Raw genomic sequence first — 15,067 nt, forward strand, 5'->3', positions numbered from 1 at the left:
CGGTGAAACTTCGTCAAGGGCGAGGCGATAAAAAGAGCTGTGGATAACCTGTAGGAGCGAACTTGCTCGCGATGAAAGCGATGCATCTATTCAGAAAAATAGCGTCATCGTTCACGTCCATCGCGAGCAAGAGGGCTGTGTATAACTTACGACTTCTTGATTTTCTCCGGCCGCTTCCAGCCGTCGATGTTCTTCTGCCGAGCACGCCCGACTGCCAACTGCGCTTTATCCACAGTTGAGGTAATCGTCGAACCGGCCGCCGTGGTTGCACCGTCCAAGATATCCACAGGCGCCACCAATGAGTTGTTGGAACCGATGAACACATCTTCGCCCAACACGGTTTTCCACTTGTTGGCGCCGTCATAGTTGCAAGTGATGGTGCCGGCACCAATGTTGGTACGCGCGCCGATTTCGGCATCGCCCAGATACGACAAATGACCAGCCTTGGCGCCTTCTCCCAAGTGCGCGTTCTTCAGCTCGACAAAGTTACCCACATGCGCTCGGGCATCCAGCACGGAGCCCGGACGCAACCGAGCGAACGGACCGGCATCGCTGCCTTCGCCCAGAATCGCACCGTCGATATGGCTGTTGGCCTTGATGACCACACCTTTGCGCAGGGTGCTGTCCTTGATCACGCAGTTCGGGCCGATGATCACGTCGTCTTCGATGATCACTTTGCCTTCGAGGATGACGTTGATATCGATCAGCACATCACGGCCTACCGTAATGTCGCCGCGAACATCGAAACGTGCCGGATCGCGCAGCGTCACACCTTGCGCCATCAAACGGCGACCGGCGCGCAGTTGATAATGCCGCTCCAGCTCGGACAGCTGCTTGCGGTCGTTGGCGCCCTGCACTTCCATCGCGTCGTGGGGTTGTTCGGTGGCGACGATCAGACCGTCACTCACCGCCATGGCGATCACGTCGGTCAGGTAGTACTCGCCCTGCGCATTGTTGTTGGACAAGCGGCTCATCCAGTCGCCGAGGCGTGCGAAAGGCAACGCCAGGATGCCGGTGTTGCCTTCGGTGATTTTGCGTTGGGCTTCGTTGGCATCTTTCTGCTCGACGATGGCGGTGACCTTGCCATCGCCATCACGAACGATACGGCCGTACCCGGTCGGATCATCCAGATCGACGGTCAACAGACCCAGCTGTTGTGGGCTTACCTGCTTGAGCAGACGCTGAAGCGTTTCGACTTCGATCAACGGCACGTCACCGTAGAGCACCAGCACCGTGTCGGATTCAATAAATGGCACCGCTTGAGCCACCGCGTGGCCTGTACCCAGCTGCTTGTCCTGCAGAACGAAATTCAGATCATCCGCTGCCAGACGTTCACGCACAGCATCGGCGCCGTGACCGATCACCACATGAATGCGCTGTGGATCAAGTTGCCGGGCGCTGTGGATAACATGACCCAGCATCGAGTTGCCGGCAATCGGGTGCAATACTTTTGGCAAAGCCGAGCGCATGCGCGTGCCTTGGCCAGCAGCGAGGATAACGATTTCAAGAGACATGACTGGCTACCAATCCTGGGTGGTCAGCGGCTGCGACCGGGTTTAAAAATCGGAAAAGAAAAAAGGGTAGCCGAGGCTACCCTTTTTAATCAATCACACAACAAGCGCAGCCTTAGTGGCCAAACTTCTTGCGGATCTGCTGGACGGTGCGCAGCTGAGCTGCGGCCTCGGCCAGACGTGCGGCAGCAGAACCGTAATCGAATTCTGCGCCACGTTCATGCAAGGCCTTCTCGGCAGCCTTGACGGCTTCCTGAGCGGAGGCTTCATCCAGGTCGGCAGCACGTTGCACGGTGTCGGCAAGAACCTTGACCATGTTCGGCTGAACCTCGAGGAAACCACCGGAGATGTAAAACACCTCCTCTTCCCCGCCCTGCTTGACCAGGCGGATCGGCCCTGGCTTCAGATTAGTGATCAGCGGCGCGTGACCCAGAGCGATACCAAGATCACCCAGTGCACCGTGCGCAATCACCATCTCGACCAGACCGGAAAAGATTTCCCCTTCCGCGCTGACGATATCGCAATGGACTGTCATAGCCATCTGATTGCCTCAACCTAAATTAGCGCCCGTTGCCGGGCGCCGGGATTACAGTTTCTTGGCTTTTTCGATCGCTTCTTCGATGCCGCCAACCATGTAGAACGCTTGTTCTGGCAGGTGGTCGTAGTCACCGTTGAGGATGCCTTTGAAGCCAGCAATGGTGTCTTTCAGGGAAACGTATTTACCCGATGCACCGGTGAAGACTTCAGCCACGAAGAACGGCTGCGACAAGAAGCGCTGGATCTTACGAGCACGGTTTACCAACTGCTTGTCGGCTTCCGACAGCTCGTCCATACCCAGGATCGCAATGATGTCCTTCAGTTCTTTGTAACGCTGCAGAACGTACTGAACGCCGCGAGCGGTGTCGTAGTGGTCCTGGCCGATTACGTTCGGGTCCAGCTGGCGCGAAGTCGAGTCGAGTGGATCGACCGCTGGGTAGATACCCAGGGAAGCGATGTCACGGGACAGAACGACGGTAGCGTCCAAGTGGGCGAAGGTGGTCGCTGGCGACGGGTCGGTCAAGTCATCCGCAGGTACGTATACCGCTTGGATCGAAGTGATCGAACCTTCCTTGGTCGAAGTGATACGTTCTTGCAGAACGCCCATCTCTTCAGCCAGGGTCGGCTGGTAACCTACTGCGGAAGGCATACGGCCCAGCAGTGCGGATACTTCAGTACCGGCCAAGGTGTAACGATAGATGTTGTCGACGAACAGCAGAACGTCGTTACCTTCGTCACGGAACTTCTCGGCCATGGTCAGGCCGGTCAGTGCTACGCGCAGACGGTTACCCGGCGGCTCGTTCATCTGACCGTAAACCAGTGCCACTTTGTCCAGAACGTTGGAATCCTTCATCTCGTGGTAGAAGTCGTTACCCTCACGAGTACGCTCACCCACACCGGCGAACACGGAATAACCGCTGTGCTCGATGGCGATGTTACGGATCAGTTCCATCATGTTTACGGTTTTGCCTACACCGGCACCACCGAACAGACCGACTTTACCGCCTTTGGCAAACGGGCAAACCAGGTCGATAACCTTGATGCCGGTTTCCAGCAGGTCGTTGCCGCCTGCCTGTTCAGCGAACGAAGGCGCTGGACGGTGAATGCCCCAACGCTCTTCAGTAGCGATTGGACCAGCTTCGTCGATCGGGTTGCCCAGAACGTCCATGATCCGGCCCAGAGTCGCTTTACCGACCGGTACGGAGATGGCTGCGCCAGAGTCGATAACGTCCAGACCGCGCTTCAAGCCTTCGGTGGAACCCATCGCAATGGTACGAACCACGCCATCGCCCAGCTGCTGCTGAACTTCCAGGGTGGTCCCGGCCGCGCTTTGTACAGTCAGCGCGTTGTAGATGCTCGGTACGCTGTCGCGTGGAAATTCCACGTCGATAACGGCGCCGATGATTTGAACGATACGTCCGCTACTCATAGCTGGATCCTCTGAATATTTGAACCGTTAAACCGCGGCAGCGCCGCCGACGATTTCCGAGATCTCTTGGGTGATCGCAGCCTGACGCGCCTTGTTGTAGACCAGCTGCAAATCGCTGATCAAATCACCGGCGTTGTCGGTAGCGTTCTTCATCGCGATCATCCGCGCAGCTTGTTCAGCCGCGTTGTTCTCGACCACCGCCTGGTAGACCTGCGACTCCACGTAACGGACCATCAAGCCGTCTAGCAGCTCCTTGGCATCCGGTTCGTAGAGATAGTCCCAGTGGTGCTTGAGGTTCTGATCCGGGGTTGCCACCAGTGGAATCAATTGCTCCACGGTAGGCTGTTGCGTCATGGTGTTGATGAACTTGTTGGACACCACGGACAGGCGGTCAATACGGCCGTCCAGGTAGGCATCCAGCATCACCTTGACGCTGCCGATCAGATCATTGATCGACGGCTCTTCACCCAGGTGGCTGATAGCTGCAACGACGTTACCGCCGAAGTTGCGGAAAAAGGCCGCACCCTTGCTACCAACGACACACAGATCGATCTCGACGCCGTTTTCGCGGTTTACCGCCATGTCCTTGACCAGGGCCTTGAACAGGTTGGTGTTCAAGCCGCCGCACAAACCACGGTCACTGCTCACTACGACATAACCAACGCGCTTGATTTCGCGGTCGATCATGAACGGGTGGCGGTATTCCGGGTTGGCGTTGGCCAGATGCCCAATTACCTGGCGGATACGCTCCGCATAAGGACGGCTAGCAGCCATGCGCATTTGTGCCTTGCGCATTTTGCTGACCGCCACTTTTTCCATGGCGCTGGTAATCTTTTGCGTGCTTTTGATGCTCGCAATCTTACTGCGAATCTCTTTTGCGCCTGCCATGTAACACCTATCAGGTTAGCAAGCGGGAGCCTTGCGGCTCCCGCTGCGGCTTACCAGGTTTGGGTGGCCTTGAACTTCTCGATACCGGCTTTCATGCCAGCGTCGATTTCGTCATTGAAGTCACCTTTCACGTTGATCTTCGCCATCAAATCGGCGTGATCGCGGTTGAAGAAAGCAATCAGCGCTTGCTCGAAGCTGCCGATTTTGGCGATTTCAACGTCAGTCAGGAACCCACGCTCAGCGGCATACAGCGACAGCGCCATGTCAGCGATCGACATTGGTGCGTATTGCTTCTGCTTCATCAGCTCGGTAACGCGCTGACCATGCTCAAGTTGCTTACGGGTCGCTTCGTCCAGGTCAGAAGCGAACTGGGCGAATGCCGCCAGTTCACGGTACTGAGCCAGAGCGGTACGGATACCACCGGAGAGCTTCTTGATGATCTTGGTCTGAGCGGCACCACCCACACGGGATACCGAAACACCGGCGTTCACTGCAGGACGGATGCCCGAGTTGAACATGGCCGATTCCAGGAAGATCTGACCGTCGGTGATGGAAATCACGTTGGTCGGAACGAACGCGGAAACGTCGCCAGCCTGGGTTTCGATGATCGGCAGTGCGGTCAGGGAACCGGTTTTGCCGGTCACTGCGCCGTTGGTGAACTTCTCTACGTATTCTTCCGAAACGCGGGATGCGCGCTCCAGCAGACGGGAGTGGAGATAGAACACGTCGCCTGGGTAAGCTTCACGGCCTGGTGGACGGCGCAGCAGCAGGGAAATCTGGCGGTAAGCCACTGCTTGCTTGGACAGATCGTCATAAACGATCAGCGCGTCTTCACCGCGGTCGCGGAAGAATTCACCCATGGTGCAACCGGAGTACGGTGCCAGGAATTGCAGTGCAGGAGATTCCGAAGCACTGGCAGCCACGATGATCGTGTTGGCCAGGGCGCCGTTTTCTTCCAGCTTGCGAACCACGTTGGCGATGGTCGATTGTTTCTGACCGATGGCTACGTAGACGCAGAAAATGCCGCTGTTCTTCTGGTTGATGATCGCGTCGATCGCCAGAGCGGTTTTACCGATCTGACGGTCACCGATGATCAGCTCACGCTGGCCACGGCCGACAGGGATCATGGCATCGACAGCCTTGTAGCCAGTCTGTACAGGCTGGTCTACCGACTTACGCCAGATCACGCCTGGAGCAACTTTCTCGACCGCGTCGGTCTCGGTGTTGCCCAGTGGACCTTTGCCGTCAACAGGGTTACCCAGTGCGTCGACTACGCGACCCAGCAGTTCCTTACCAACCGGAACTTCCAGGATGCGGCCGGTGCACTTGGCGCTCATGCCTTCAGCCAAAGACTGGTATGCGCCCAATACAACGGCACCTACGGAGTCTTGCTCCAGGTTGAGTGCCATACCGAAGACGCCGCCCGGAAACTCGATCATCTCGCCGTACATTACGTCGGCCAGACCGTGAATCCGCACGATACCGTCAGATACGCTGACGACAGTGCCTTCGTTACGGGCTTGGGAGGTCACATCGAGCTTGTCGATGCGGCCCTTGATAATTTCACTTATTTCGGAAGGATTGAGTTGCTGCATTGCTCTGCTGCCCCTTCAAACTCAAGATTTCAATGCTTCGGCAAGTTTCGCGATTTTGCCGCGAATCGAGCCATCGATAACCAGGTCGCCGGCGCGGATGACGACACCACCAATAAGGGCAGCGTCCTCCGCAACTTGCAGGCGCACTTCCCGGTTGAGTCGTGCACTGAGAACCTTGGCGAGTTTGTCTTGCTGTTCTTGGTTCAATGCAAAAGCACTGGTGACTTCAACGTCTACCGACTTCTCTTGCTCGGCCTTGTACAGGTCGAAAAGAGCGGCAATCTCCGGCAATAGCGGGAGACGGTCGTTTTCGGCAACGACGTGGATGAAGTTCTGTGCCTTGGCATCAAACTTGTCGCCGCACACGTCAATAAACGTGGCGGCCTTTTCTGCGCTCGTCAGTCGCGGGGCCTTGAGCACGCGCTGCATGGTGTCGTCTTCCGACACCGCTGCAGCCAGGCCGAGCATGGCTGACCAATTGGCCAGTTGCTGGTGGGCCTGAGCGTGCTCGAAGGCCGCCTTAGCGTAAGGTCGGGCCAACGTGGTCAGTTCTGCCATGATCGCCCTCGCTTAGATTTCAGCAGCCAGTTGGTTAACCAGCTCTGCGTGCGCGTTTTGATCGATTGTGGCACCCAGGATCTTCTCGGCGCCGCCGACTGCCAGCAAGCCCACTTGGGCACGCAGCGCGTCTTTGACACTGTTCAGTTCCTGTTCGATCTCGGCTTGAGCCTGAACCTTCACACGGTCAGCGTCGACACGGGCTTTTTCAACAGCCTCTTCGACAATCTGGTTACCGCGTTTCTTGGCTTGCTCGATGATTTCAGCTGCCTGAGCTTTCGCTTCGCGCAGTTGGTGACCCGCTTTCTCTTGGGCCAACTCCAGGTCGCGAGCTGCACGGCTGGCAGCGTCCAGACCATCAGCGATCTTCTTTTGACGTTCGTGCAGTGCCGCAATGACCGGAGGCCATACGAACTTCATGCAGAACAGTACAAAAATCAGGAACGCAACGGACTGGCCAATCAGGGTCGCATTAATGTTCACGCCAACACCTCGCAGTTACGTTGTCCATCACACCAAATTACCCGGAAGATCCGAGTAATTAGCCAGCGATTTGACCAACGAACGGGTTCGCAAAGGTGAAGAACAGAGCGATACCAACACCGATCATGGTTACGGCGTCGAGCAGACCGGCAACGATGAACATTTTAACTTGCAGCATTGGGACCATTTCTGGCTGACGCGCTGCGCCTTCCAGGAACTTGCCGCCCAGCAGGCCGAAACCAATTGCGGTACCCAGTGCGCCCAGGCCGATCAACAGTGCAACAGCGATAGCGGTTAGACCAACTACAGTTTCCATCTTTCCTCCCGACTTTTACGTCGTATGGTTTAGGTTTTTTAGATTAAAGCGGTAAAACAAATCGTTTCAGATGCCCCGTAAGGAGCACCTTCCCGTTTTACCGGGAAGGACATCAGACTAGTCGAGACTGGTCTTAATGGTTTTCTTCGTGTGCCATCGACAGGTAAACGATGGTCAACATCATGAAGATGAACGCCTGCAGGGTGATGATCAGGATGTGGAACACAGCCCACGCCCACTGCAGAACAACGCCCAGGCCACTAAGCCAGAGCAGACCGCTGCCGAACATCACAGCAATCAGAATGAAGACCAGCTCGCCGGCATACATGTTGCCGAACAGACGCAGAGCCAGGGAGATCGGCTTGGCGATCAGGGTCACGAATTCCAGCAGGAAGTTCACCGGGATCAGCAAGGCCTGAACGAAGATGTTCTTGCTGCCGAACGGGTGCAGGGTCAGTTCGCCGATGAAGCCGCCGATGCCCTTGACCTTGATGCTATAGAAAATGATCAGTGCGAAAACCGAGATGGCCATGCCCAGAGTCGCGTTCGGGTCGGTGGTCGACACGGCGCGGAACGGGATGTGTGCATCGCCGGAGATCAGGATGGCCAGCTGAGGAATCCAGTCGACCGGTACCAGGTCGACGGCGTTCATCAGGAACACCCAGACGAAGATGGTCAGTGCCAGCGGTGCAATCACCGGGCTACGGCCATGGAAGCTGTCTTTCACGCTGCCATCGACGAATTCGACCAATACTTCAACGAAGTTCTGCAAAGCACCTGGCTGACCGGAGGTCGCTTTCTTCGCCGCCATGCGGAAAAGAAGAACGAAGATCAGACCCAATGCGACCGACCAGCCGAGGGTATCGACGTGGAAAGCCCAGAAGCCCATTTCCTTGGCTTCTGCTGCGGTGTGGGCAAAGCCCCAGCCGCCGGTAGGGTGCTGACCGAAGGTCAGGTTCTGCAAGTGGTGCTGGATATAGCCCGAAGCGGTTGTTTCTGCCATGGTTGCCTCAAACGCCCTAAGGTCTCGAAAGTCTTGTTCTCATCAGCAGGGGAGCGAACCAGCTGACCGACTGAGTCAGCACGAAGGCACCGAATACTGCAATCGGCGCCAGTGGCTTCACACCTGCAAACACCAGTGCAAACAGCACTGCCGTCAAAATCAGTTTGCCTGCCTCGCCGGCATAAAATGACCGGACGATGGACTGGGCTGCTCGGGCGCCGGAAAACCGAAATGCCCTGTGAGCAAAATAAACATTGGGTAGCAAGGCTATCAGGCCTCCGCAGAGTCCCGAGTACCCGGCAACGACTCCATATCGGTACCAGAGCGCCAAAGCGGCGATCAGCAACACGACAAATTGAGCCATTAACACCGGAAAAACTGCCAGACGATGGAAGGGCAAGCGGTTTGGCGTGCGGGTTTCCATCACTTTTACTCTCCAATGGTCGGCTGCCGAAATGCAATAACTTGGCATAATTTGTGCCGACAAAATGCGCGCAGAGTATAGGGGCGGTTCAGCCCCTATTCAACTGTCAGGTAGTGATTTCCGACTGCGCGCTACATGAGTAAATGTTTCAGCGAATATGTGCGAGTACGCCCTGGAGTTCATCCAGGGAGTTGTAGCCAATCACCAGTTGCCCTTTACCCTTCTTCCCATGGCGAATCTGCACCGCAGAGCCTAGGCGCTCGGCCAGACGCTGTTCGAGACGGGCGATATCCGGGTCCGGTTTTGTGGGTTCGACAGGCTCCGGTTTGCCACTCAACCACTGGCGAACCAGTGCTTCAGTCTGGCGCACGGTGAGCCCGCGTGCGACAACATGTCGCGCCCCTTCAACCTGTTGATTTTCCGGCAACCCGAGCAAAGCACGGGCATGGCCCATTTCCAGGTCACCGTGGGACAACATGGTCTTGATGACTTCCGGTAACGAAATCAGGCGCAACAGGTTCGCCACGGTAACCCGCGACTTGCCCACGGCTTCGGCCACCTGTTGCTGGGTCAGCTGGAACTCCTGCTGCAAACGCTGCAGGGCGACCGCTTCCTCGATCGGATTCAGGTCTTCGCGCTGGATGTTCTCGATCAGTGCGATGGCGATCGCGGTTTCATCCGGCACATCGCGCACCATTGCCGGGATGGTTTCCTGCCCGGCTTGCTGGCTGGCGCGCCAGCGGCGCTCACCGGCGATGATCTCGAAACGACCGCCACCGATCGGGCGAACCACGATCGGTTGCATAACGCCTTGTGCCTTGATCGACTGCGCCAGCTCTTCGAGCGCCTGAGGATCCATATCACGGCGCGGTTGATACTTACCGCGCTGGAGCAGGTCCAGTGGCAGGTGCTGCAGCTCACGGTGGTCGGCATGCGCCGCCTGTTCTTCCAGCGAGCTGACTGTCGGACCACTCAGCAGTGCATCCAGTCCACGTCCGAGACCTCGTTTCTTGACGGCCATGGGGATTCCTTAAGTTGCCTGAGCGGCGGCGATGCGTGAGTTTTTGCGTTGGCGGCGAACCATCTCGCCAGCCAATGCCAGATAGGCGATGGCGCCCCGCGATGCTTTGTCGTATGCGAGCGCCGGCATACCGTAGCTCGGGGCTTCGGCCAGACGAATGTTGCGCGGGATGACGGTGTCGTAGAGCTGCTCGCCGAAGTGTTCCTTGAGCTGCGCGGACACGTCGTTCATCAGGCTCAGGCGCGGGTCGTACATCGTACGCAGCAAGCCTTCGACCTTGAGGTTCGGGTTCAGCAGTTCAGCGATGCGCTTGATGTTATCCACAAGGTCGCTCAAACCTTCCAGCGCGAAGTACTCGCACTGCATGGGGATAATCACCCCATCGGCGGCCACCAGCGCGTTCAATGTCAGCATCGACAGCGACGGCGGGCAGTCGATCAAAATGTAATCGTAGTTTTCCCGGATCGGCGCCAGCGCGCTGCGCAGACGGCTTTCCTTCATCTGCATTTCCAACAGAACCACTTCGGCCGCGGTCAGGTCGCGGTTGGCCGGCAACAGCTGGTAACCACCGTGTTCGGAGTAGTGCATGGCCTGGGCCAGGTCACATTCACCGATCAACAGGTCGTAGACCGAGTTTTCCAGGCCATGTTTATCCACACCGCTACCCATGGTGGCGTTGCCCTGTGGATCGAGATCGATCAACAACACCCGGCGCTTGGTTGCAACCAGGGATGCTGCGAGGTTGATGCAGGTGGTGGTCTTGCCCACACCACCCTTCTGGTTCGCTATCGCGAATACCTTAGCCATTCTTGCTTGTGTTCCCAATCATGCCGTGCGGCGCAGTATCAGCAGATGGCGTTGGCCTTGGCAACCGGGTACGGCCAGGGCGTGTTCGCTATCGAGGTGGAAGTCTGCCGGCAATGCTACCAGCTCATCGGCGGGATGAACGCCCTTCATTGCCAGCCAACGTGTTTCGGTATCGCCGAGGTGGCGAGTCCAGTTGCTGAAGTTCTCCATGCTGCTGAACGCCCGGGAAATAATCCCGTTGAATGGCAGTTCAGGCTGGAAGGCTTCGACGCGACTGTGGATAACTTGCAGGTTATCCAGTTTGAGTTCGAGTTTGACCTGGGTCAGGAAGCGGGTTTTCTTGCCGTTGCTGTCCAGGCAAGTCACCTGGGACTCTGGAAACAGGATGGCCAGCGGAATACCCGGCATGCCGCCACCGCTGCCAACATCCAGCCAGCGGCCATTTTCGATGAACGACATGACGCTCAGACTATCGAGCAAATGACGGGACACCATTTCGTCCGGATCACGCACGGCGGTGAGGTTGTAAGCCTTGTTCCATTTGATCAACAGGGCCAGGTAACCCAGCAGCTGCGCGTGCTGGGTTTCTGTCAGCGTGACACCAAGCTGGCGAGCACCTGTGGATAACTCTTCTGCGTGTTGCGAAGTGACCAACGAACTCAAGCGCTTTGCTCCAACTGACGGCCCGCGCCGCGTTTTTTCAAATGAATCATCAACAGCGAAATGGCTGCCGGCGTAACACCCGGGATACGTGACGCCTGGCCCAAAGTCTCTGGTCGGGTCGCGCCGAGTTTGCTCTGGATCTCTTTGGAGAGACCGGAAATATTCGTGTAATCGATATCCACAGGCAGTTTCGTGTCTTCGCTAGCGCGCAGACGGGCGATTTCATCCTGTTGACGATCAATGTAACCGGCGTACTTGGTCTTGATTTCGACCTGCTCGGCGACCTGTGGATCTTCTGCGCCGCCACCGGTCACGGCGATCAGACCAGCGTAGTCGATTTCCGGACGGCTCAAGAGGTTGAGCAGGTTATATTCGTGAGTCAGCGGCGTGCCGAATTTTTCGGCGATCGCATCGCCTTGCTCGGTGCCCGGGCGTACCCAGGTACTTTTCAGACGCTGCTCTTCCAGCTCAATGCTTTCGCGCTTTTTGCAGAAAGCCGCCCAACGCGCGTCATCCACCAGGCCCAGTTCGCGACCTTTTTCGGTCAAGCGCAGGTCGGCGTTGTCTTCGCGCAGAATCAGACGGTATTCGGCACGGGACGTGAACATCCGGTAGGGCTCTTGGGTACCGAGCGTAATCAGGTCGTCGACCAACACGCCGATGTACGCTTCATCGCGACGCGGGCACCAGGCGTCTTTGCCCTGTGCACGCAGCGCCGCGTTGGTCCCGGCAAGCAAACCCTGGGCGCCGGCTTCTTCGTAACCGGTGGTGCCGTTGATTTGCCCGGCGAAGAACAAGCCGCCGATGACTTTGGTTTCCAGGCTGTATTTCAAATCCCGTGGATCGAAGTAGTCGTACTCGATCGCGTAGCCCGGACGCACGATGTGCGCGTTTTCCATGCCGCGAATCGATTGCACGATCTGCAATTGCACGTCGAACGGCAAGCTTGTGGATATCCCGTTCGGATACAGCTCATGGGTGGTCAAACCTTCCGGTTCGATAAACACCTGATGGCTTTCCTTGTCGGCAAAGCGATGGATCTTGTCTTCAATCGACGGGCAGTAACGCGGGCCAATGCCTTCGATCTCACCGGCAGCGGAATACATCGGCGAACGGTCGAGGTTCGCGGCAATGATTTCGTGGGTGCGCGCATTCGTGTGGGTAATCCAGCAGCTGACTTGCTTCGGATGCTGCTCTTTGGACCCCATGAACGACATCACCGGGATCGGCGTATCGCCCGCTTGTTCGGACATCACAGAGAAATCCACAGACCGGCCGTCGATACGCGGTGGAGTACCGGTTTTCAAACGGCCCACACGCAATGGCAGTTCACGCAGACGGTGAGCCAGGGCGATCGACGGCGGATCACCGGCGCGACCGCCGGAAAAATTCTGCAAACCGATGTGGATAAGTCCACCGAGGAACGTACCGGTGGTCAACACCACGGAATCGGCGAGGAAACGCAGACCCATTTGCGTGACAACACCACGGACTTGTTCCTGCTCGACGATCAGGTCATCAGCAGCCTGTTGAAATATCCACAGGTTCGGCTGGTTTTCCAGGATTTCGCGGACAGCGGCCTTGTACAGAATCCGGTCTGCCTGGGCGCGGGTTGCACGCACGGCGGGGCCTTTGCGGCTGTTCAATACGCGAAACTGGATGCCGCCTTTATCGGTAGCCATGGCCATCGCGCCGCCGAGGGCATCGATTTCCTTGACCAGGTGGCTTTTGCCGATCCCGCCAATAGCCGGGTTGCAGCTCATGGCACCGAGGGTTTCCACGTTATGCGTCAGCAACAGGGTTTTCACCCCCATACGTGCTGAGGCCAGTGCTGCCTCGGTACCGGCATGACCGCCGCCGATGACGATCACTTCAAAACGGGAAGGGAAATCCACCACGCACCTCGTGCCTGCTTAAGTAGGTAATTCAGGAATAGTTTGAGCTCAGGTTTTTGGACCTGGTCGACAAGTATAGGGACTTCGCCGTTCCTAAAGAACCCTTTGCACAAAAATTAACCAGCTGTGGAAAAGTCGGGGTTATAGAAATTAAAAAGAGAGAAATTTATTAAATCTTTGTTTTTATGTTTATTTCTATGTAGCTACATTTCTGTGGATAGATTGATGCAGCCCTTTGTTTTCAATGTGTACAGAGATTCAAAACCCTGTGTTCATGTGCCAATGAGGCCCTTGGATAACCGGTGTAAGCCTGTGGATGAAAGGGGTGGTTATCCACAGAGGCAATTATATTCAGTTTTCGAGCCCTGTTATCAACTGACCTTAACCGCTGTTATTCACAGGGCTTAATCCACAGAATAGCGTCGGAATGATCAAAATCCGGGCACACAAATGCCGCTCAAGCAGAAAGAATTCGCTCGGCACTCGGTGTTTGATCAAGAAAAGGAGAAAACAGACAGGCTCGAATGGCCTGTCTGTGGACAACGGAGGGCGTTATTTACCGATGCAGAAGCTGGAAAAAATCCTCCCCAACAGATCATCGGAGCTGAATGCGCCGGTAATTTCCCCCAGGGAATGCTGAGCCTGTCGCAAATCCTCCGCCAGCAACTCGCCGGCACCGGCCAGAGTCAGCTGAGCGCGACCATGTTCAAGGGCTGCACTGGCATGACGCAGTGCGTCCAGGTGACGCCTGCGTGCGCTGAAGCTGCTTTCCGATGTCTGTTCATAACCCATGCAGGCCTTGAGGTGATCACGCAATAGATCCAGGCCGTCACCGCCTGATTTTGCGCTCAGGCTGATAGTGACGTGCCCGTCATCGCTGACTTCCAGGGCGATGGCTTCGCCGGTCAGGTCAGCCTTGTTGCGGATCAGGGTGACTTTCGCAGGATCCGGGCGGGTTTCGAGAAACTCCGGCCACAATGCGAAGGGATCGAGCGCTTCAGGAGCCGTGGCATCAACGACCAGCAGCACGCGATCCGCCTCACTGATGGCTTTCAATGCACGTTCGACGCCGATTTTTTCCACATGATCATCGGTATCGCGCAGACCGGCGGTATCAACCACGTGCAACGGCATGCCGTCGATGTGGATATGTTCGCGAAGTACATCCCGGGTAGTCCCGGCAATTTCTGTCACGATCGCCGCTTCGCGCCCGGCCAGGGCATTGAGCAGGCTGGATTTCCCGGCATTCGGACGACCGGCAATCACTACCGTCATACCGTCACGTAGCAAGGCGCCCTGTCCGGCTTCACGCATCACGGTGGATAACTCGTCGCGTACTTTGTCGAGCATGCTCAGGACATGGCCATCGGCAAGGAAGTCGATTTCTTCTTCCGGGAAGTCGATCGCAGCCTCGACGTAGATGCGCAGACCGATCAGTTGTTCGGTGAGGTTATGCACACGTGTCGAGAACGCGCCCTGCAGTGAGCGCAGCGCATTGCGCGCAGCCTGTGCAGAACTGGCTTCGATCAAGTCGGCGATGGCTTCGGCCTGGGCTAGATCGAGCTTGTCATTCAGGAAGGCGCGTTCACTGAATTCACCTGGCCGGGCCAGACGGCAACCCAATTCCAGGCAACGCTTGAGCAACATATCGAGAACAATCGGGCCGCCATGGCCCTGCAGTTCCAGCACATCTTCGCCAGTGAACGAGTTCGGTCCCGGAAAATACAGCGCGATGCCCTGGTCAAGCACCTCGTCGTTTTCACTGAGAAAAGGGCCGTAATGGGCGTATCGCGGCTTGAGTTCGCGACCACTGAAGGCCTTGGCCGCAACGCTGGCCAACGGCCCGGAAATACGGACGATGCCCACACCACCACGACCTTGGGCAGTCGCGACAGCGGCGATGGTTTCACGAGGAGCGCTCATAAACCGGTATCCAG

Annotated in this window: 15 protein-coding genes; all 15 read right to left on the reverse strand. The window is 56.9% G+C overall.

Annotated elements, in window-relative coordinates; translation table 11 throughout:
• Window positions 1-146: 146 nt before the first annotated feature.
• Complete coding sequence (gene glmU, locus QYH43_RS12380) at window positions 147-1,514, reverse strand: bifunctional UDP-N-acetylglucosamine diphosphorylase/glucosamine-1-phosphate N-acetyltransferase GlmU (protein ID WP_095057927.1); 1,368 nt, start codon at window positions 1,512-1,514, stop codon at window positions 147-149.
• A 112-nt stretch (window positions 1,515-1,626) separates the two neighbouring features.
• The gene (locus tag QYH43_RS12385; RefSeq protein ID WP_059403770.1) at window positions 1,627-2,052 is read right to left on the reverse strand and encodes a F0F1 ATP synthase subunit epsilon; all 426 of its coding nucleotides are present in this window, start codon (window positions 2,050-2,052) and stop codon (window positions 1,627-1,629) included.
• A 45-nt stretch (window positions 2,053-2,097) separates the two neighbouring features.
• Window positions 2,098-3,477, reverse strand: coding sequence for a F0F1 ATP synthase subunit beta (gene atpD, locus QYH43_RS12390; RefSeq protein ID WP_095057928.1), 1,380 nt, complete (start codon window positions 3,475-3,477; stop codon window positions 2,098-2,100).
• Between the two features lie 27 nt (window positions 3,478-3,504).
• The gene (gene atpG, locus QYH43_RS12395; protein WP_095057929.1) at window positions 3,505-4,365 is read right to left on the reverse strand and encodes a F0F1 ATP synthase subunit gamma; all 861 of its coding nucleotides are present in this window, start codon (window positions 4,363-4,365) and stop codon (window positions 3,505-3,507) included.
• Between the two features lie 50 nt (window positions 4,366-4,415).
• Window positions 4,416-5,960: a F0F1 ATP synthase subunit alpha gene (atpA, locus tag QYH43_RS12400; protein ID WP_030132553.1), complete on the reverse strand. Its 1,545-nt coding sequence runs from the start codon at window positions 5,958-5,960 to the stop codon at window positions 4,416-4,418.
• Between the two features lie 21 nt (window positions 5,961-5,981).
• The gene (locus QYH43_RS12405) at window positions 5,982-6,518 is read right to left on the reverse strand and encodes a F0F1 ATP synthase subunit delta (protein ID WP_008045680.1); all 537 of its coding nucleotides are present in this window, start codon (window positions 6,516-6,518) and stop codon (window positions 5,982-5,984) included.
• A gap of 12 nt (window positions 6,519-6,530) precedes the next feature.
• Entirely contained in the window at window positions 6,531-7,001 is a 471-nt protein-coding gene (locus QYH43_RS12410; protein ID WP_008045681.1) for a F0F1 ATP synthase subunit B, read from the reverse strand.
• Window positions 7,002-7,059: 58 nt separating this feature from the next.
• On the reverse strand, window positions 7,060-7,317 hold the full coding sequence (gene atpE, locus QYH43_RS12415) for a F0F1 ATP synthase subunit C (RefSeq protein ID WP_003097235.1): 258 nt from the start codon (window positions 7,315-7,317) through the stop codon (window positions 7,060-7,062).
• Between the two features lie 133 nt (window positions 7,318-7,450).
• The gene (gene atpB / locus QYH43_RS12420) at window positions 7,451-8,320 is read right to left on the reverse strand and encodes a F0F1 ATP synthase subunit A (protein WP_053164051.1); all 870 of its coding nucleotides are present in this window, start codon (window positions 8,318-8,320) and stop codon (window positions 7,451-7,453) included.
• Between the two features lie 16 nt (window positions 8,321-8,336).
• Window positions 8,337-8,744 (reverse strand): F0F1 ATP synthase subunit I, encoded by a 408-nt coding sequence (locus tag QYH43_RS12425; RefSeq protein WP_008045685.1) that lies wholly within the window; start codon window positions 8,742-8,744, stop codon window positions 8,337-8,339.
• Window positions 8,745-8,892: 148 nt separating this feature from the next.
• The gene (locus QYH43_RS12430; protein ID WP_095057930.1) at window positions 8,893-9,765 is read right to left on the reverse strand and encodes a ParB/RepB/Spo0J family partition protein; all 873 of its coding nucleotides are present in this window, start codon (window positions 9,763-9,765) and stop codon (window positions 8,893-8,895) included.
• A 9-nt stretch (window positions 9,766-9,774) separates the two neighbouring features.
• Window positions 9,775-10,572, reverse strand: a complete 798-nt coding sequence (locus tag QYH43_RS12435; RefSeq protein WP_053164056.1) for a ParA family protein — start codon at window positions 10,570-10,572, stop codon at window positions 9,775-9,777.
• A gap of 18 nt (window positions 10,573-10,590) precedes the next feature.
• On the reverse strand, window positions 10,591-11,235 hold the full coding sequence (gene rsmG / locus QYH43_RS12440; RefSeq protein WP_095057931.1) for a 16S rRNA (guanine(527)-N(7))-methyltransferase RsmG: 645 nt from the start codon (window positions 11,233-11,235) through the stop codon (window positions 10,591-10,593).
• Window positions 11,232-13,130 (reverse strand): tRNA uridine-5-carboxymethylaminomethyl(34) synthesis enzyme MnmG, encoded by a 1,899-nt coding sequence (mnmG, locus tag QYH43_RS12445; protein WP_095057932.1) that lies wholly within the window; start codon window positions 13,128-13,130, stop codon window positions 11,232-11,234. Before mnmG ends, rsmG begins: the two co-directional genes overlap by 4 nt.
• Before the next feature lie 552 nt (window positions 13,131-13,682).
• Window positions 13,683-15,053 carry a tRNA uridine-5-carboxymethylaminomethyl(34) synthesis GTPase MnmE gene (gene mnmE / locus QYH43_RS12450; RefSeq protein WP_095057933.1) on the reverse strand — a complete coding sequence of 457 codons (1,371 nt, stop codon included), beginning with the start codon at window positions 15,051-15,053 and terminating at the stop codon, window positions 13,683-13,685.
• Between the last annotated feature and the right edge of the window lie 14 nt (window positions 15,054-15,067).

The sequence above is a fragment of the Pseudomonas sp. C32 genome, assembly GCF_030417915.1.
Taxonomy (GTDB): domain Bacteria; phylum Pseudomonadota; class Gammaproteobacteria; order Pseudomonadales; family Pseudomonadaceae; genus Aquipseudomonas.